The sequence below is a fragment of the Streptomyces sp. RK9 genome (assembly GCF_045070545.1).
GTDB classification, from domain to species: domain Bacteria; phylum Actinomycetota; class Actinomycetes; order Streptomycetales; family Streptomycetaceae; genus Streptomyces; species Streptomyces alboflavus.
Window position 1 is genome coordinate 198,452 of sequence record NZ_CP173705.1, and the last position, 17,587, is coordinate 216,038.

The 17,587-nt window shown below is 71.9% G+C and carries 15 protein-coding genes; 9 read left to right on the top strand and 6 right to left on the bottom strand.

Annotated elements, in window-relative coordinates:
• Window positions 1-335 precede the first annotated feature (335 nt).
• Both AB6L24_RS38435 and AB6L24_RS38440 read right to left on the bottom strand, forming a co-directional pair.
• The gene (locus AB6L24_RS38435; protein WP_037658581.1) at window positions 336-1,634 is read right to left on the bottom strand and encodes a citrate synthase; all 1,299 of its coding nucleotides are present in this window, start codon (window positions 1,632-1,634) and stop codon (window positions 336-338) included.
• A 228-nt stretch (window positions 1,635-1,862) separates the two neighbouring features.
• Entirely contained in the window at window positions 1,863-4,118 is a 2,256-nt protein-coding gene (locus AB6L24_RS38440; RefSeq protein ID WP_405663942.1) for an ATP-dependent RecD-like DNA helicase, read from the bottom strand.
• 293 nt (window positions 4,119-4,411) lie between these two features.
• Here AB6L24_RS38440 and AB6L24_RS38445 point away from each other — a divergent pair, with 293 nt between their 5' ends.
• The 6 genes from AB6L24_RS38445 to AB6L24_RS38470 all read left to right on the top strand — a co-directional run bounded on the left by AB6L24_RS38445 (window position 4,412) and on the right by AB6L24_RS38470 (window position 11,220).
• On the top strand, window positions 4,412-5,452 hold the full coding sequence (locus tag AB6L24_RS38445; protein WP_405663944.1) for a LacI family DNA-binding transcriptional regulator: 1,041 nt from the start codon (window positions 4,412-4,414) through the stop codon (window positions 5,450-5,452).
• Window positions 5,449-7,056 (top strand): sugar ABC transporter ATP-binding protein, encoded by a 1,608-nt coding sequence (locus AB6L24_RS38450; protein WP_405663947.1) that lies wholly within the window; start codon window positions 5,449-5,451, stop codon window positions 7,054-7,056. The genes AB6L24_RS38445 and AB6L24_RS38450 overlap by 4 nt, the downstream gene beginning before the upstream one ends.
• Window positions 7,043-9,016, top strand: a complete 1,974-nt coding sequence (locus AB6L24_RS38455) for a substrate-binding domain-containing protein (RefSeq protein ID WP_405663951.1) — start codon at window positions 7,043-7,045, stop codon at window positions 9,014-9,016. The genes AB6L24_RS38450 and AB6L24_RS38455 overlap by 14 nt, the downstream gene beginning before the upstream one ends.
• A gap of 69 nt (window positions 9,017-9,085) precedes the next feature.
• Window positions 9,086-9,994: a ribokinase gene (locus AB6L24_RS38460; protein WP_405663953.1), complete on the top strand. Its 909-nt coding sequence runs from the start codon at window positions 9,086-9,088 to the stop codon at window positions 9,992-9,994.
• A complete protein-coding gene (gene rbsD, locus AB6L24_RS38465; RefSeq protein WP_405663956.1) occupies window positions 9,991-10,386 on the top strand; it encodes a D-ribose pyranase in 396 nt (131 codons plus the stop codon). Before AB6L24_RS38460 ends, rbsD begins: the two co-directional genes overlap by 4 nt.
• Window positions 10,387-10,671: 285 nt before the next feature.
• Window positions 10,672-11,220, top strand: a complete 549-nt coding sequence (locus AB6L24_RS38470) for a DUF937 domain-containing protein (protein ID WP_405663958.1) — start codon at window positions 10,672-10,674, stop codon at window positions 11,218-11,220.
• A gap of 41 nt (window positions 11,221-11,261) precedes the next feature.
• On the opposite strand, the gene AB6L24_RS38475 is transcribed toward AB6L24_RS38470, so the two are convergent.
• From AB6L24_RS38475 to AB6L24_RS38485, 3 genes are read right to left on the bottom strand one after another with little or no spacing between them, the layout of a single operon-like run.
• Window positions 11,262-12,113, bottom strand: coding sequence for a sugar phosphate isomerase/epimerase family protein (locus tag AB6L24_RS38475; protein ID WP_405663960.1), 852 nt, complete (start codon window positions 12,111-12,113; stop codon window positions 11,262-11,264).
• Entirely contained in the window at window positions 12,110-13,240 is a 1,131-nt protein-coding gene (locus tag AB6L24_RS38480) for a dihydrodipicolinate synthase family protein (protein WP_405663962.1), read from the bottom strand. Before AB6L24_RS38480 ends, AB6L24_RS38475 begins: the two co-directional genes overlap by 4 nt.
• A complete protein-coding gene (locus tag AB6L24_RS38485; RefSeq protein WP_405663963.1) occupies window positions 13,237-14,388 on the bottom strand; it encodes a Gfo/Idh/MocA family protein in 1,152 nt (383 codons plus the stop codon). Before AB6L24_RS38485 ends, AB6L24_RS38480 begins: the two co-directional genes overlap by 4 nt.
• Before the next feature lie 196 nt (window positions 14,389-14,584).
• Here AB6L24_RS38485 and AB6L24_RS38490 point away from each other — a divergent pair, with 196 nt between their 5' ends.
• The gene (locus AB6L24_RS38490) at window positions 14,585-15,637 is read left to right on the top strand and encodes a LacI family DNA-binding transcriptional regulator (RefSeq protein ID WP_405663965.1); all 1,053 of its coding nucleotides are present in this window, start codon (window positions 14,585-14,587) and stop codon (window positions 15,635-15,637) included.
• Between the two features lie 34 nt (window positions 15,638-15,671).
• Here AB6L24_RS38490 and AB6L24_RS38495 read toward each other — a convergent pair whose 3' ends face one another.
• Window positions 15,672-15,860, bottom strand: coding sequence for a hypothetical protein (locus AB6L24_RS38495; RefSeq protein WP_405663968.1), 189 nt, complete (start codon window positions 15,858-15,860; stop codon window positions 15,672-15,674).
• Between the two features lie 200 nt (window positions 15,861-16,060).
• On the opposite strand from AB6L24_RS38495, the gene AB6L24_RS38500 reads away from it, so the two are divergent.
• Both AB6L24_RS38500 and AB6L24_RS38505 read left to right on the top strand, forming a co-directional pair.
• Entirely contained in the window at window positions 16,061-16,438 is a 378-nt protein-coding gene (locus tag AB6L24_RS38500) for a nuclear transport factor 2 family protein (RefSeq protein WP_380854967.1), read from the top strand.
• Between the two features lie 130 nt (window positions 16,439-16,568).
• Window positions 16,569-17,579, top strand: a complete 1,011-nt coding sequence (locus AB6L24_RS38505; RefSeq protein ID WP_405663970.1) for an SMP-30/gluconolactonase/LRE family protein — start codon at window positions 16,569-16,571, stop codon at window positions 17,577-17,579.
• Window positions 17,580-17,587 lie beyond the last annotated feature (8 nt).

Genomic DNA, 17,587 nt, shown 5'->3' on the forward strand with positions numbered 1-17,587 from the left:
CGTGGGGGGAATCCGCACCGGGGCACAGGAAAGCGCCCCGACCGTCGACCCGTGGGGGGATCGACGGCGGGGCGTTTTTCATGGGCGGGGGCGCCTTGACCAGTGGGCGCCCGTCAGGCCGACGCGCGCCCCGTCAGCAGCACGGGGTGGCTGCGCCCCGTCAGCAGCACGGGGTGGCTGCGCCCCGTAAGGGGCGCGGGGAACTGCGCGACCAGCCACAGCAAAGCCGCAGTCGCATCTGCCGAGATCCCGGCAGATGCGACTGCGGCTTTTCGCGCGCTGAGCGCGCAGTTCCCCGCGCCCCTTACGGGGCTCAGGTCAGCCGCGGCCGCAGGCTAGCGGGACTCCACCGGGACGAAGTCACGGATGACCTCTCCCGTGTAGATCTGGCGAGGCCGTCCGATACGCGAGCCGGGCTCCTTGATCATCTCGTGCCACTGGGCGATCCAGCCGGGGAGGCGTCCCAGAGCGAAGAGCACCGTGAACATCTCGGTCGGGAAGCCCATGGCCCGGTAGATCAGACCGGTGTAGAAGTCCACGTTGGGGTAGAGCTTGCGCTCGACGAAGTAGTCGTCGGCCAGCGCGTGCTCCTCCAGCTTCAGCGCGATGTCGAGCAGCTCGTCGGACTTGCCGAGCGCCGAGAGGACATCGTGCGCCGCCGCCTTGATGATCTTCGCCCGGGGGTCGAAGTTCTTGTAGACGCGGTGCCCGAAGCCCATGAGCTTCACGCCGTCTTCCTTGTTCTTCACCTTGCGGATGAAGGTGTCGACGTCGCCGCCGGTCGCCTGGATGCCCTCCAGCATCTCCAGGACGGACTGGTTGGCGCCGCCGTGCAGCGGACCCCACAGGGCCGAGATGCCGGCGGAGATCGAGGCGAACATGTTCGCCTGCGAGGAGCCCACCAGGCGGACCGTGGAGGTCGAACAGTTCTGCTCGTGGTCCGCGTGCAGGATCAGGAGCTTGTCGAGCGCGGAGACGACGACCGGGTCCAGGTCGTACTCGGCGGCGGGCACCGAGAACGTCATGCGCAGGAAGTTCTCGACGTAGCCGAGGTCGTTGCGCGGGTAGACCACCGGGTGGCCGACCGACTTCTTGTACGCGTACGCCGCGATCGTCGGAAGCTTGGCGAGCAGCCGGATCGTCGAGAGGTGGCGCTGCTTCTCGTCGAACGGGTTGTGGCTGTCCTGGTAGAACGTCGACAGCGCGCTGACCACGGAGGACAGCATCGCCATCGGGTGCGCGTCGCGCGGGAAGCCGTCGTAGAACCGCTTGACGTCCTCGTGCAGCAGGGTGTGCTGGGTGATCTCGTTCTTGAAGGTGGCGAGCTCGTCGACCTTCGGCAGCTCACCGTTGATCAGCAGGTACGCCACCTCGGTGAAGGTGGAGCGCTCCGCGAGCTGCTCGATCGGGTAGCCGCGGTAGCGCAGGATGCCCTGCTCGCCGTCGAGGTAGGTGATGGCGGATTTATAAGCGGCGGTGTTGCCATAGCCGCTGTCCAGGGTCACCAGACCGGTCTGGGCGCGGAGCTTGCCGATATCGAAGCCCTTGTCGCCGACAGTGGACTCGATCACCGGGTAGGTGTACTCGCCATCGCCGTACCGCAGTACTACAGCCTTGTTAGCGTTCTCGCTCACGTCATCCCTCACCGACGTTGTGCCTCTTCTTCGAGGTGCCCTGACTGTCTCTACCATCCCCCATTTGGCCCTGGAGAGTGCACTCGGGGTCGACCATTGGGCCTATTGGCGGCACTCAGTGCCGCCAACCTGCTCATCCTGCCCCCTTCGCCCCAGTTCCGAAAGTGCTGTGTGACGTTTCCGACTCGTTTGATCGATCAAAGGTCGGCGATGCGTTGACGCCTACCCTCAGCCGCCGCGGCGAACCCCGAGCCGGTGGTCCAGTGCCGTCCACCGGCGGCCCGCGGAGACCGTGCGGACCGCCTGCCCCAGAGCCTTGTGCGAACCGACCAGGACGACCAGTTTCCTGGCGCGGGTCACGGCCGTGTAGAGCAGATTGCGCTGGAGCATCATCCAGGCGCCGGTGGTGACCGGGATCACCACCGCTGGGTACTCACTTCCCTGCGAACGGTGGATTGTCACCGCGTAGGCATGGGCGAGTTCGTCGAGCTCGTCGAAGTCGTACGGAACTTCCTCGTCCTCGTCCGTGCGGACGGTCAGGCGCTGCTCGTCGGCGTCCAGGGCGGTGACCACGCCGACCGTGCCGTTGAAGACGCCGTTGGCGCCCTTCTCGTAGTTGTTGCGGATCTGGGTGACCTTGTCGCCGACGCGGAAGACGCGGCCGCCGAAGCGCTTCTCCGGCAGGTCGGGGCGGCCGGGGGTGATGGCCTGCTGGAGCAGGCCGTTCAGGTGACCCGCGCCCGCCGGGCCCCGGTGCATGGGGGCGAGGACCTGCACGTCCCTGCGCGGGTCGAGGCCGAACTTCGCGGGCAGGCGGCGGGCGGCCACGTCGACGGTGAGCCGGCCGGCCTCCTCGGTGTCGTCCTCGACGAACAGGAAGAAGTCGTTCAGGCCCTGGGTGAGGGGCGGCTGCCCGGCGTTGATGCGGTGGGCGTTGGTGACGACCCCGGACTGCTGCGCCTGGCGGAAGACCCGGGTGAGGCGGACCGCGGGGACGGGCCCGTCCGCGCTGAGCAGGTCCCGCAGGACCTCGCCCGCGCCGACGCTGGGCAGCTGGTCCACGTCGCCCACGAAGAGCAGGTGGGCGCCCGGGGGGACGGCCTTCACCAGCTTGTTGGCGAGGAGCAGGTCGAGCATCGAGGCCTCGTCGACGACCACGAGGTCGGCGTCAAGGGGCCGGTCCTTGTCGTACGCCGCGTCGCCGCCCGGCTTCAGCTCCAGGAGGCGGTGGACGGTGGAGGCCTCGGCGCCGGTCAGCTCGGCCAGGCGCTTGGCGGCGCGGCCCGTGGGCGCGGCGAGCAGCACCTTCGCCCTCTTGGCGCGGGCCAGCTCCACGATCGAGCGGACCGTGAAGGACTTGCCGCAGCCAGGCCCGCCGGTGAGGACGGCGACCTTGCTGGTCAGAGCGAGCTTGACGGCCTCCTCCTGCTCGGGCGCGAGCTCGGCCCCCGTGCGCCCCTTGAGCCAGCCGAGCGCCTTGGCCCAGTCGACGTCCCCGAAGCCCGGCATCCGGTCCTCCGGGGACCGCAGGAGCCGCAGGACCTGGCCCGCGAGGGACAGCTCGGCGCGGTGGAAGGGGACCAGATAGACAGCCGTGACGTCGTCGCCGCCGTCCGGGCCCGGGACGGATTCGCGGACCACCCCCTCGGGGTCCTTCGCCAGCTCGGCCAGGCAGTCGATGACGAGGCCCGTGTCGACCTGGAGGAGCTTGACCGCGTCGGCGATCAGGCGCTCCTCGGGCAGGAAGCAGTTGCCCTGGTCGGTGGACTGCGAAAGGGCGTACTGGAGACCGGCCTTGACGCGCTCCAGGCTGTCGTGCGGGATGCCGACGGACTGGGCGATGCGGTCGGCGGTGAGGAAGCCGATGCCCCACACGTCGGCCGCCAGGCGGTACGGCTGATTCCGCACCATCGAGATGGAGGCGTCCTCGTACTTCTTGTAGATCCGCACGGCGATGGACGTGGAGACGCCGACGCCCTGGAGGAAGACCATCACCTCCTTGATGGCCTTCTGCTCCTCCCACGCGGCGGCGATCTTCTTCGTCCGCTTGGGGCCGAGCCCGGGGACCTCGATGAGGCGCTTCGGCTCGGTCTCGATGACGTCGAGGGTGTCCACGCCGAAGTGCGTGGTGATGCGGTCGGCCATCACCGGGCCGATGCCCTTGATGAGGCCGGAGCCGAGGTAGCGCCGGATGCCCTGGATCGTGGCCGGCAGGACCGTCGTGTAGTTCTCCACGGTGAACTGCTTGCCGTACTGCGGGTGGGAGCCCCAACGCCCCTCCATCCGCAGCGACTCGCCGACCTGCGCGCCGAGCAGCGCGCCGACGACGGTCAGCAGATCCCCGCCACCCCGCCCCGTGTCCACGCGCGCGACCGTGTACCCGTTCTCCTCATTGGCGTACGTGATGCGCTCAAGAACACCCTCGACGACGGCCATCCGGGGCGCGGGGACCCCAGCGGTACCCCGCTGTGCGGCACTCGACATGCCCCGACGCTATCGCCGGGCACTGACAGCGCCCCCGTAGGGGCGCGGGGAACTGCGCGCTCAGCGCGAGAAGAGCCGCAGACGCGTCTGCGGCTCTTGCTGTGGCTGGTCGCGCAGTTCCCCGCGCCCCTGACGGGGCTCAGGTCGGCCTCAAGGCGCCCCGCCAGCGAAAGGCGCCCACGCCAGCAAAAGTCACGGTCTGGTTTCGGCCACACGTCAAGGGGTTGTCAAGGCGCCGTGTAATCGATTCCAATCCCTCGTGTAATCGATTCCACGAGGAGGTGGCATCGGCAGTGGCAAGCGTCGGCATCAAAGACGTCGCGGCCCGCGCGGGCGTCTCCGTGGCCACGGTCTCGCGTGTCCTGAACGGGCACGCGTCCGTGAGTCCGGCCGCCCGGGAGCGCGTGCTCGCCGCGGTGGACGCGCTCGGCTACCGGCCCAACGCGCTCGCCCGGTCCCTCAGGACGGACCAGACGCGCACGCTCGGCCTGGTCATCAGCGACGTGCTCAATCCGTACTTCACCGAGCTGGCCCGCTCCGTCGAGGAGGAGGCCCGCGCGCTCGGCTACAGCATCATCTTCGGCAACGCCGACGAGCGGCCCGAGCTCCAGGACCACCACATCCGCACGCTCCTGGACCGCCGCATCGACGGCCTCCTCGTCTCCCCCGCCGACGGCGGCTCCCCGCTCGTCCTGGACGCGGCGCGGGCCGGCACCCCGATGGTGTTCGTCGACCGCTGGATCCCCGGCCTCGACGTGCCCGTCGTGCGGGCCGACGGCAGCGCGGCCGTGCGGGACCTGGTCGCGCATCTGCACGGCCTCGGTCACCGCAGGCTCGCCATCATCGCCGGGCCCGCGGCCACGACCACCGGCAGCGAGCGCGTGGCGGCCTTCCGGGACGCGCTGGCCGACTTCGGCCTCCAGCTGCCGGACGCCTACATCGGGCAGGGCGACTTCCAGGCCGCGAGCGGGCGGCGCGCCACCGAGCGGTTCCTGGAGCTGCCCGAGCCGCCCGAAGTCGTCTTCGCCGCCGACAACTTGATGGCGCTCGGCGCGCTCGACGCGATCCGCGCGCGCGGCCTGCGCATCCCGCACGACATCGCGCTCGCCGCGTTCGACGACATCCCCTGGTTCGTGCACACCGATCCGCCGATCACGGCGATCGCCCAGCCCACGGGCGACCTCGGCCGGGCCGCCGTACGGGCCCTCACCGACCTGATCGAGGGCCGGACGCCGGAGTCCGTGACGCTCCCCGCCCGCCTCGTCGTACGCGGTTCGTGCGGCGAGGCCCCCATGGACAGCACGACCGGCACGACCCGAAGGAGTGACGCATGACTGGCCCCGCACCGGTGCGCGACGCCGTGCAGGACGCACCGGAACTGCTGCGCGTCGAGGGCATCCGCAAGGCCTTCCCCGGCGTCGTAGCCCTGGACGGCGTGGACTTCGACCTGCGCGGCGGGGAGGTGCACGTACTCCTCGGCGAGAACGGGGCGGGCAAGAGCACGCTCATCAAGATGTTCTCCGGCGCCAACCAGCCCGACGCGGGCCGGATCCTCGTCGGCGGCGACGAGGTCCGCATCCACGGCGCGCAGGACGCCGAGCGGCTCGGGATCGCCACCATCTACCAGGAGTTCAACCTCGTCCCCGACCTCACGGTCGCCGAGAACATCTTCCTGGGCCGCCAGCCCCGCCGCTTCGGCCTCATCGACCGCAGGAAGATGGAGGCCGACGCGGCCGAGCTGCTCGCGCGCGTGGGCGTCGACGTGTCGCCGCGCGCCCGCTGCCGCGACCTCGGCATCGCCCGGCTCCAGATGGTGGAGATCGCCAAGGCGCTCAGCCTGCACGCGCGCGTGCTCGTCATGGACGAGCCGACGGCCGTGCTCACCTCCGAGGAGGTGGAGAAGCTCTTCAGCATCGTGCGAGGGCTGCGTGCGGACGGCGTCGGCGTCGTCTTCATCACCCACCACCTGGAGGAGATCGCCGCCCTCGGCGACCGCGTGAGCGTCCTGCGGGACGGCCGCAGCGTGGGCCAGGTGCCCGCGTCGACGCCCGAGGACGAACTCGTACGCCTCATGGTGGGCCGCTCCATCGAGCAGCAGTATCCGCGCGAGCGGGCCGACGCGCCCCAACAGGAGGACGGGGAAGCTCCGTTGCTGCGCGTCCGTGGGCTCACCCGGGGCGGGGTCTTCCACGACGTCGGCTTCGAGGTGCGCGCCGGTGAGGTCGTCGGCGTGGCCGGTCTGGTCGGGGCGGGGCGCACGGAGGTGGCGCGGGCCGTCTTCGGGGCGGATCCGTACGACACGGGCACGGTGGAGGTCGGTGGCCGGGCGCTGCCCAGGCACGACGTGTACGCCGCCATGACCGCCGGGGTCGGGCTCGTGCCGGAGGACCGCAAGGGCCAGGGGCTCGTGCTCGACGCCTCCGTGGAGGAGAACCTCGGCCTGGTGACGCTGCGGGCGGCGACCCGCGCGGGCCTGGTCGACCGGGCCGGGCAGCGGGCCGCCGCCGAGCGGATCGCGGGCCGGCTGGGCGTCCGCATGGCGGGACTTCACCAGCACGTGCGCACCCTCTCCGGCGGCAACCAGCAGAAGGTCGTCATCGGCAAGTGGCTCCTCGCCCAGGCGAAGGTCCTCATCCTCGACGAGCCGACGCGCGGCATCGACGTCGGCGCGAAGGTCGAGATCTACCAGCTCGTCAACGAACTCACGGCCGCCGGGCACGCCGTCCTGATGATCTCCAGTGATCTGCCGGAGGTCCTCGGGATGAGCGACCGGGTCCTGGTCATGGCGCAGGGCCGGATCGCCGGTGAACTCGGCGCGGCCGAGGCGACGCAGGACGCGGTGATGGCCCTCGCCGTCGGCGCGTCCCACGAGCAGCACACCCAGCACGACAACACCCCTGCGGGGGACGCGAAGGAGGACTCCCGTGGCAACCACTGACACCCGCCCCGACAAGACGGGCACGGGCGGCGGCCTGGACCTGCGCCGCGTCCTGCTCGACAACGGCGCGCTCAGCGCCCTCGTGGTCCTGGTGGTCGCGATGTCGCTGCTCTCCGGCGACTTCCTGACCACGCAGAACCTCCTCAACGTCGGCGTGCAGGCGGCCGTGACGGCGATCCTCGCGTTCGGCGTCACCTTCGTCATCGTCGCGGCGGGCATCGACCTGTCGGTCGGCTCGGTGGCGGCGCTCTCGGCGACGGTCCTCGCCTGGTCGGCGACGAAGGAGGGGGTGCCCGTCTGGATCGCGGTGCTCCTCGCGGTCGCCACGGGCATCGCCTGCGGTCTGGTCAACGGCGTGCTCGTCTCGTACGGGAAGCTGCCGCCCTTCATCGCGACCCTCGCGATGCTGTCGATCGGCCGCGGCCTGTCCCTGGTGATCTCGCAGGGCTCCCCCATCGCCTTCCCGGAGTCGGTCTCCAAGGTCGGTGACACCCTCGGCGGCTGGCTGCCGGTGCCGGTGATCGTGATGGTGGCGATGGGCCTGATCACGGCGCTGATCCTGACGCGTACGTACATCGGCCGCTCCATGTACGCGATCGGCGGCAACGAAGAGGCCGCGCGCCTCTCCGGCCTGCGCGTGCAGCGCCAGAAGATCGTCATCTACGCCCTGTCGGGCCTGTTCGCGGCCGTCGCGGGCATCGTCCTCGCGTCCCGTCTGGTGTCCGCGCAGCCGCAGGCCGCGCAGGGCTACGAGCTGGACGCGATCGCCGCGGTCGTCATCGGCGGCGCGAGCCTCGCGGGCGGTGTCGGCAAGGCGTCCGGGACGCTGATCGGCGCGCTGATCCTCGCGGTGCTGCGCAACGGCCTCAACCTCCTTTCCGTGTCGGCGTTCTGGCAGCAGGTCGTCATCGGCGTCGTGATCGCCCTCGCGGTGCTCCTCGACACGCTGCGCAGGAAGGCCGGGGCGGGCGCGGGCGGCGGCGGTGCCGTCGGCAGCACGTCGTCCGGGTCCGGGCGCAAGGGCCCGGCCGCGCTCAAGTACACGCTCGCGGCCGTGGTCGCGGCCGCCGTGATCGCCGCGGTGTCCCTCTTCAACTCCGGCTCCTCCGGTACGTCGACGAAGATCGGCCTGTCCCTCTCCACCCTCAACAACCCCTTCTTCGTCCAGATGAAGGAGGGCGCGCAGGCGGAGGCCAAGAAGGCGGGCGTGGACCTGACCGTCACGGACGCGCAGAACGACGCGTCCCAACAGGCCAACCAGCTCCAGAACTTCACCAGCGAGAGCATGAAGGCCGTCATCGTCAACCCGGTCGACTCCGACGCCGTCGGCCCCGCCGTGCGCGCCGCGAACAAGGCGGACATCCCCGTCGTCGCCGCCGACCGCGGCGTGAACAAGGCCGACGTCGCCACCCTCGTGGCCTCCGACAACGTCGCCGGCGGCAGGCAGGCCGCGAAGGCCCTCGCCGACAAGCTCGGCGGGAAGGGCGAGGTCGTCGTGCTCCAGGGCACCGCGGGCACCTCCGCGAGCCGGGAGCGCGGGCAGGGCTTCGCCGAGGGCATCAAGGCGTTCCCCGGCATCAAGGTCGTCGCCAAGCAGCCCGCGGACTTCGACCGCACCAAGGGCCTGGACGTCATGACGAACCTGCTCCAGGGCAACCCGGGCGTCGACGGCGTCTTCGCGGAGAACGACGAGATGGCGCTCGGCGCGGTCAAGGCGCTCGGCGACAAGGCGGGCGAGTCCGTGTCGGTGGTCGGCTTCGACGGCACGCCCGACGGTCTGAAGGCGGTCGAGGCGGGGACGTTGTACGCGTCGGTGGCGCAGCAGCCCGCGGAGCTCGGCCGGATCGCGGTGCGCAACGCGATCCGCGCGGCGGACGACAAGAAGGACAACGAGCCGGCCGCCGTGGTGAAGGTGCCGGTGAAGGTGGTCACGGAGAAGAACGTGGCACGGTTCAAGTGAGGCGCCGTACGCGTACGGGTGTCGGCACAGCACGGGGAACGACGGGGAACAGTGAAAGGCAGAACCACGATGCATGACTACGACCTGCTGGTCGTGGGCTCGGCCAACGCCGACCTGGTGACCGCAGTCGAGCGGCGGCCGGGTGCCGGTGAGACGGTCCTCGGCTCGGACCTGGCCGTCCATCCGGGCGGCAAGGGCGCGAACCAGGCGGTGGCGGCGGGTCGTCTCGGCGCGCGGACGGCGCTGCTCGCCCGGGTGGGCGACGACGCGTACGGCCGTCTCCTCCTGGACTCGCAGCGGTCGGCGGGCGTGGACACGGTGGGGGTCCTGGTGGGCGGTGCGCCGACCGGGGTCGCGCTGATCACGGTGGACCCGTCGGGCGACAACAGCATCGTGGTGGCGCCGGGCGCGAACTCGCGTCTTACGCCTGCGGACGTGAGGGCCGCGGCGAGCCTCTTCGAGGCGGCCCGGGTGGTGTCGGTGCAGTTGGAGATCCCGCTCGACACGGTCGCGGAGGTGGTGCGTGTGCTGCCCGAGGGCACGCGTCTGGTCCTGAATCCGTCGCCGCCCGCGCCGCTGCCGGGGGAGGTCCTCGCGGCCTGCGATCCGCTCGTGGTGAACGAGCACGAGGCGCGGGTGATCCTTGCGGGCGCCGGGGCGGACGTGCCGGACGCGCCGGAGGAGTGGGCGAAGGGACTGCTCGCGCTCGGCCCGAGGTCGGTGGTGGTGACGCTCGGCGGCGAGGGCGCGCTTGTGGCGGGTCCGGACGGGGTGGCGCGGGTGCCGTCGGTGAAGGTGGCGGCCGTGGACACGACGGGTGCCGGGGACGCGTTCACGGCGGCTCTGGCGTGGCGGCTCGGCGATGGCGCGGACCTGGAGTCGGCGGCGCGGTACGCGGCGAGGGTGGGGGCGCTCGCGGTGACGCGGGCGGGGGCTCAGGTGTCGTATCCGTCGGGTGCCGAGGTGGCGGCGCTGTGAGGAAGGCCGGGATACTCAACCGCCATCTGTCGGGTGCGCTGGCCGAGCTGGGGCATGGCGACCGGGTCCTGGTGTGTGACGCGGGGATGCCGATTCCGGCGGGGCCGCGGGTGGTGGATCTGGCGTTCGTCGCCGGGGTGCCGTCGTTCGCGCAGGTCGTGGACGGGTTGCTCGCGGAGCTCGTGGTGGAGGGCGCGGTGGCGGCGCGGGAGGTGCGGGAGGCGAATCCGGGGACGGCGGCGTTGTTGGAGCGGCGGTTTCCGGGGGCGGCGCTGGGGTTGGTGCCGCATCAGGAGCTGAAGGGGCTGTCGGCGGGGGCGCGTCTGGTGGTGCGGACGGGGGAGGCGAGTCCGTACGCGAATGTGCTGCTGACGTGCGGGGTCTTCTTCTGAGCCGGGCTGTTCCGTGAGCCGGGCCGTTCCGCCGGGCGGCCGAGGTGTGCGCCGGCCCCGTCTCTGAACGCCCGGGAACGTTTCGAGGGGGCCCTGTCCGTCGACTGGGCCCCCTCGGTTTCCCTCCCCTTGTCAGTTGCTCCGCGGATCCCCCCAGATCCCCCCTCCAGAGCTTCTGACACCCAGTACGACACGCGTGGTGGCGGAAGGGTTGCACGACTTCGGCAAGTTCCTCCGGAAGATTTCGGCGTGCCGACAAACCCCCATGGACGTAGCGTTTCGCCCATGGGCGACGACACCTCATTCGAGCAGGACGTACTGAACGAGCTGGGCGACGACAGGCTCCAGGAGATCGCCGACGTGCTCGGCACGGACCCGGCCGGCGCGCAGGCCGTCGTGGGCCAGACGGTCTCGACGCTCTCGGGCACCCTTCAGGACAAGGCGCAGGCGGCCGACCCGGCGGAGGCGGCCGAGGTGCGCCAGGCCTTCACGGAGGAGGCCCCCCTCCAGGGCGTGGCCACGCTGGGCGGCGGCCTGGGCGGCCTGCTCGGCGGCGGCATCATGGCGGGCATGCTCGGCAAGCTGAGCCGCCCGGTGGCGAACGCGGTCGCGAAGAAGACCGGCCTCCCCGTGGCGACGGTGACCCGCGCCGTGGAACTCCTGATCCCGGTGGTCCTCGCGGTCCTCACGAAGCGCGCCCAGAAGACCAGGCCCGGCACCACCGCACCGCCCTCCTCCGGCACGGCACCGGGCGCGGCCCCCACGACCGGCCGGAGCGACGGGTTCGACCTGGGGGATCTGCTGGGGAACATTCTGGGTGGCGGCAAGAAGTAGCGGCCCGGCCGGACCCGCGCCCGGCTCCCCGGCCCGCGCCGTCAGCAGGCGTGCTCCAGATACCTCCGCACCGTCTCCCCCAGAACCTCCCGCCCGTCCTCCGCCCACAGGCCGTCGTTGAAGAGTTCGACCTCGATCGGGCCGGTGAAGCCTGCGGACTCGGCCAGGGAGCGCCAGAAGCGGAAGTCGACGGTGCCGTCGCCGAGTTGGCCGCGGCCGGTGAGGACGCCGTGGGGCAGGGGGGTGGTCCAGTCGGCGAGTTGGAGGGCGTGCAGGCGGCCGGTGGTGGCGGCGCGGGTGAGGGCGGTGGGGGCCTGGTCGTCCCACCAGATGTGATACGTGTCGGCGCAGACGCCGACCTGGTCGGCGGGGAAGCGTTCGGCCAGGTCGAGGGCCTGGGTGAGGGTGGAGACGACGCAGCGGTCGGCGGCGTACATGGGGTGGAGGGGTTCGACGGCGAGGCGGACGCCGCGGGCTGCGGCGTGCGGGGCGAGTGCGGTGAGGGCGTCGGCGACGCGTTCGCGGGCCGCGGGCAGGTCGCGGTCCCGGTCGCCGGCGGGGAGGCCGCCGGAGACGAGGACCAGGGTGTCGGTGCCGAGGGTGGCGGCCTCGTCGACGGCGGCGCGGTTGTCGGCGAGGGCGCGGGCCCGTTCGGCGGGGTCGCGGGCCGTGAAGAAGCCGCCCCGGCACAGCGTGGTGACGGTCAGACCGGCACCCCGCACCAGCTTCGCGGCCTCCTCCACCCCGTACTCCTGGACCGGCTCCCGCCACAGGCCGACCCCACGGACGCCCAAGTCGGCGCAGGCGGTGACCAGTTCGGGCAGGGAGAGCTGTTTCACCGTCATCTGGTTGATGCTGAAGTCGGCCGGGGCGCGGGGCGGTGGTGGTGTCATGGGGCGACTCCGTGGATCTCCTGGAGCGTCCGCATGCGGTACGCGGCCAGGTCCGGGTCGGGGAACAGGGAGAGGACGGCGGCCAGTTCGTACGCTCTGGTGAGGTGGGGCAGGGAGCGGGCCGACTGGAGGCCGCCGACCATCGTGAAGTGGTCCTGGTGCCCGGCGAGCCAGGCGAGGAGGACCACGCCCGTCTTGTAGAAGCGGGTGGGCGGCGCGAAGAGATGGCGGGCCAACTCGACGGTGGGGTCGAGGAGTTCGTGGAAGGTCTGGGGGTCGTCGGCGTCCAGCGCGCGTACGGCTCGGGCCGCCACCGGCGCGAGCGGGTCGAAGACGCCGAGCAGCGCGTGACTGAAGCCCTGGTCGTCGCCCGCGATCAGGTCGGGATAGTGGAAGTCGTCGCCCGTGTAGCAGCGCACGCCCTCCGGGAGGCGGCGGCGCAGGGCGATCTCACGGTCCGCGTCCAGGAGCGAGATCTTCACGCCGTCCACCTTGCCGGGGTGCGCGGCGATCACCTCCAGGAACGTGTCCGTGGCCGCGTCCAGGTCGGCCGAGCCCCAGTAGCCCGCGAGCGCCGGGTCGAACATGGGGCCGAGCCAGTGCAGGATCACCGGGGCGGTGGCCTGCCGGAGCAGGTCGGCGTACGTCTTCAGGTAGTCGTCCGGTCCCTCGGCCGTCGCCGCGAGGGCCCGCGACGCCATCAGGATCGCCCGCGCGCCCACCCCCTCCACCAGCGCCAGCTGCTCCTCGTACGCGTGCCGTACGTCGGTGAGGGTCACCGCGGGCGAGGTCAGCTGGTCCGTGCCGACACCGCACGCGATCCGGCCGCCGACCGCCCGGGCCTCCGCGGCGGAGCGCCTGATCAGCTCGGCCGCGCCCGCCCAGTCCAGGCCCATGCCGCGCTGCGCGGTGTCCATGGCCTCGGCGACGCCCAGGCCGTGCGCCCACAGGTGGCGGCGGAAGGCGAGGGTGGCGTCCCAGTCGACGGCGGCGGGGTCGTCCGGGGACACGTCGGCGCGGGGGTCGGCGACGACGTGGGCGGCGGCGTAGACGGTGCGGGAGCGCAAGGGGGCCGGTGCGGCCGATGGGGCAGCGGGGGCCGCGGGAGGCACGGGCGCCGCGTTCACAGCGCGATCTCCGGTACGTCGATCCGGCGTCCCTCCGCCGACGACCGCAGCCCCAGCTCCGCGAGCTGCACGCCCCGCGCCCCCGCGAGCAGGTCCCAGCGGTAGGGCGCGTCCGCGTACACATGCCGCAGGAACAGCTCCCACTGCGCCTTGAAGCCGTTGTCGAAGTCCTCGTTGTCGGGGACCTCCTGCCACTGGTCGCGGAAGGAGTGCGCGACGGGCAGGTCAGGGTTCCACACCGGCTTGGGCGTGGCCGCGCGGTGCTGGAAGCGGCAGCCGCGCAGGCCCGCGACGGCGGAGCCCTCGGTGCCGTCGACCTGGAACTCGACCAGCTCGTCGCGGTGCACCCGCACCGTCCAGGACGAGTTGATCTGCGCGACGGCGCCCCCGTCGAGCTCGAAGACGCCGTACGCGGCGTCGTCCGCCGTCGCGTCGTACGGCTTGCCGCGCTCGTCCCAGCGCTGCGGCACGTGCGTGACGGCGAGCGCCTGCACGGAGCGCACCCGGCCGAACAGCTCGTGCAGGACGTACTCCCAGTGCGGGAACATGTCGACGACGATGCCGCCGCCGTCCTGTGCGCGGTAGTTCCACGACGGGCGCTGGGCCTCCTGCCAGTCGCCCTCGAAGACCCAGTAGCCGAACTCGCCGCGCACGGACAGGATCTGCCCGAAGAAACCGCCGTCCACCAGGCGCTTCAGCTTGCGCAGGCCCGGCAGGAACAGCTTGTCCTGGACGACGCCGTGCTTGACGCCTGCGTCCCGGGCGCGCCGGGCCAGGTCGAGGGCGGCGGCGAAGGACGTGGCGGAGGGCTTCTCGGTGTAGATGTGCTTGCCCGCGGCGAGCGCCTTCCGGATCGCCTCCTCGCGGGCCGAGGTGACCTGCGCGTCGAAGTAGATGTCGACCGCGGGGTCGGCGAGGACGGCGTCCAGGTCGGTGGACCAGTGCGTGAGGCCGTGCCGCTCGGCGAGCTCGCGCAGCGCGTGCTCCCTGCGGCCCACGAGGACCGGCTCCGGCCACAGCCGGGTGCCGTCGCCCAGGTCGAGGCCGCCCTGCTCGCGCAGGGCGAGGATCGAGCGGACCAGGTGCTGGCGGTGACCCATGCGTCCCGTCACGCCGTTCATGGCGATGCGGACCGTCTCGCGTGTCACGTGGCTTCCTCCGTAGGCGCGGGGCGCTGGGCGCGCGGCCGGTGGGCGGGGGGGGCGGTGGGCGGGGGGGCAGTGAGGGCGGATGGTGGCGGTGAGGTTCTTGTGTCCCGTACGGCACTCCATGCGTAGCAAGCGCTTTCTATTGGGGAGAAGCTAGCCTGCCGGACAAGGTTCGTACAAGACCGGAGGCCAACAGATGACCGTGACCCTGGCGGACGTGGCGGCTCGCGCCCAGGTGTCCCCCGCCACCGTGTCCCGCGTACTGAACGGCAACTACCCCGTCGCCGCGGCGACGCGGGAGCGCGTACTGCGTGCGGTGGACGACCTGGACTACGTCCTGAACGGTCCCGCGAGCTCGCTGGCCGCCGCGACCTCGGACCTGGTCGGAATCCTCGTCAACGACATCGCCGACCCGTTCTTCGGGATCATGGCGAGCGCGGTCCAGTCGGAGATCACAGGACCGGGCGGGCGTGCCGGGGGCGAGCGGATGGCGGTGGTCTGCAACACCGGCGGCTCGCCCGAGCGCGAGCTGACGTATCTGACCCTGCTCCAGCGCCAGCGGGCCGCGGCCGTCGTGGTGACCGGCGGCGCCATCGAGGACGCCCCGCACGCGGCGGCGATCGGCGGGAAGCTGCGACGGCTCGGCGAGGCGGGCTCGCAGGTGGTGCTGTGCGGGCGGCCGCCGGCCGACGAGGCCCCGGACGCGGTGGCCCTGACCTTCGACAACCGGGGTGGCGGGCGACGCCTCACCGACCACCTCATCGGCCTCGGCCACCGCCGCATCGGCTACATCGCGGGCCCCACGGAGCGCACCACCACCCGCCACCGCCTGGAGGGCCACCAGGAGGCGCTGGCCGCGGCGGGCGTCCCCGACGATCCCCGCCTGACCCTGCACGGCCCCTACGACCGCCGCTCCGGCTACGACGCCACCCTCGAACTCCTGCGCCGCGCCCCGGAGTTGACGGCCGTCGTCGCCGCCAACGACACGGTGGCCCTGGGCGCCTGCGCCGCCCTGCGCGACCGCGGCCTCTCCATCCCCGGGGACGTCTCGGTGGCGGGCTTCGACGACCTCCCCTTCAGCATCGACGCGGTCCCCGCCCTGACGACGGTCCGCCTTCCGCTGTACGAGGCGGGGGCCCGGGCCGGCCGCATCGCCATGGGCCGCGAGGAGGAGCCGCCCGGCGGCATCGCGACGGTCCACGGCGAACTGATGGTCCGCGGCTCCACGGGCGCCCCCCGCCGGGCCTGACGCCCCCGCCCCGGAGCACGGACGGGACGGCCCCTCAACTCCCCACGATCGTCCACCGCCCGACCTCCCGGTGCCCCGAGTCGAGCACGGCCTCACCGGCCCCCGGCTCCAAGGCGTAGTACTTCAGGCTCCCCGCCCAGTAGCGGAGGACGCGCCCCAGCTCCCGGGCGGCGTCCTCCGCCGAGGCGGCGTCGTCGACATCGACTTCGAGCAGAAACTTCACGAGGGCCTCCCACGGGCGCGGTCGGGGCGAGGCTGCTGCCGTCGCCCTCTCGTGGGTTCCAGCATTTCATTGAAGTTGCTTTGGGGACTTTTTGCGGATTGTTCCAGGTCAGCGATGTCAAGAACGCGAAAAGTCTCAAACAGCCCGTGGGGCGTGACGGCGGGGGCGAGTTCCCCGACGAATGCTGGTACTACTGATGCATGCAGGAAGAGGCCGCGCAGTCCGCGATCGACACGTTCATCTCCGCCTTCAACGCTCCGGACGACAGTCGGGTGACGACTCTGCTCTCGCAGGCCCTGACCTCGGACGTGGTCTTCTGGGGGCCGCTCGGGCGGCGGGAGGGGATCGAGGAGGTCGAGCGGTTCGTGCTTGATCTTCGGGGGCATCCGGCGGGGGCCGGGACCATGGTGCGGTGTTCGGCGGTGGACATGCCGGACGAGTGGGCCCGGTACCGGTGGGTCTTCACGACGCCGGACGGGGGGCCGCGGCTCGCGGGGACGGATGTGGTGCATCTGCGGCGGAGTCTGATCGACCAGATCATCGTGTTCGCGGGGGAGATCAAGCCGTCCGGGTCGTGAAGAGCCTGATTCCGTTCGCTCGGTGAACCCGTGATACCGGCGGGAACTCCGGGTACCCAAGTGGGCTCTGCTCGCCGAAGCTGAAGGGGAGTTCGTCTCCTCCCTTCCAGTTGATACGGAGAGTTGAGCCATGAGCCCACAGATCCCTTCGGCCCGTGGGGCCGAGCTGTCCGGTCCGGCCCGTCGCACCGTGCTCGTCGGTGCGGTCGCCTCCGCGGTCGCCCTCGCCGCGGGTACGGACACCGCCTCCGCGCGCGCGGCGTCCGGGGGTGGTGATTGGCCCGCCACCTTCCCGCTGCCCAACGGGTTCCGGCCCGAGGGCATCGCCATCGGGAGAGCGCCGTACGCCTATCTGGGCTCGCTCGGCACCGGGGCCGTGTACCGGGCCGATCTGCGCACCGGGCGGGGCGAGTTGCTGCATCCGGGCGTGCCCGGGGTGCCCGCCGTCGGGATGAAGGTGGGGCGGGACGGGCTGCTGTACGTCGCCGGAGGTGCCGCCGGTAGCGCGCGCGTGCTCGATCTGCGGACCGGCGCGATCGTGGCCACGTATCAACTGGCGCCGGAAACCGGCCACTTCATCAATGATGTGCACCTCGCGGCGCACCGCGCCTGGTTCACGGATTCCAGCGACCGGGTGCTGTACGGCGTGCCGCTCGGGCGCGGGGGCCAGGGGGACGTCCGGCGGGTGCGGCTCGGTGGGGACTGGCAGCAGGAGCCCGGCCTCTTCAACGCCAACGGCATCACGTCCACGCCCGACGGGCGCGCGCTGATCGTCGTCAGCAGCCAGCCCGTCGGCCGCCTCTACCGGGTCGACCCGCGCACCGGCCACGCCGACGAGATCCGCCTGGAGGGCGCGGACGGCGTGCCGAACGGTGACGGTCTGGTGCGGGTCGGGCGCACGTTGTTCGTGGTGCAGAACCGGTTCAACCTCGTCACCGGGTTCCGCCTCGGCGCCGACGCCCGCACCGCCGTGCTGCGCCACCGCCTCACCGACCCCCGCTTCGACATCCCCGCGACCGCCGCGCGCTTCGGCGACCGGCTCTATCTCGTCAACGCCCGCTTCACCACCCCGCCCACGCCCGACACCACGTACGACGTCGTCTCCGTGCCGCTGCCCGGGGGCGCGGGCGCGGACAGGTGACGTCGGGG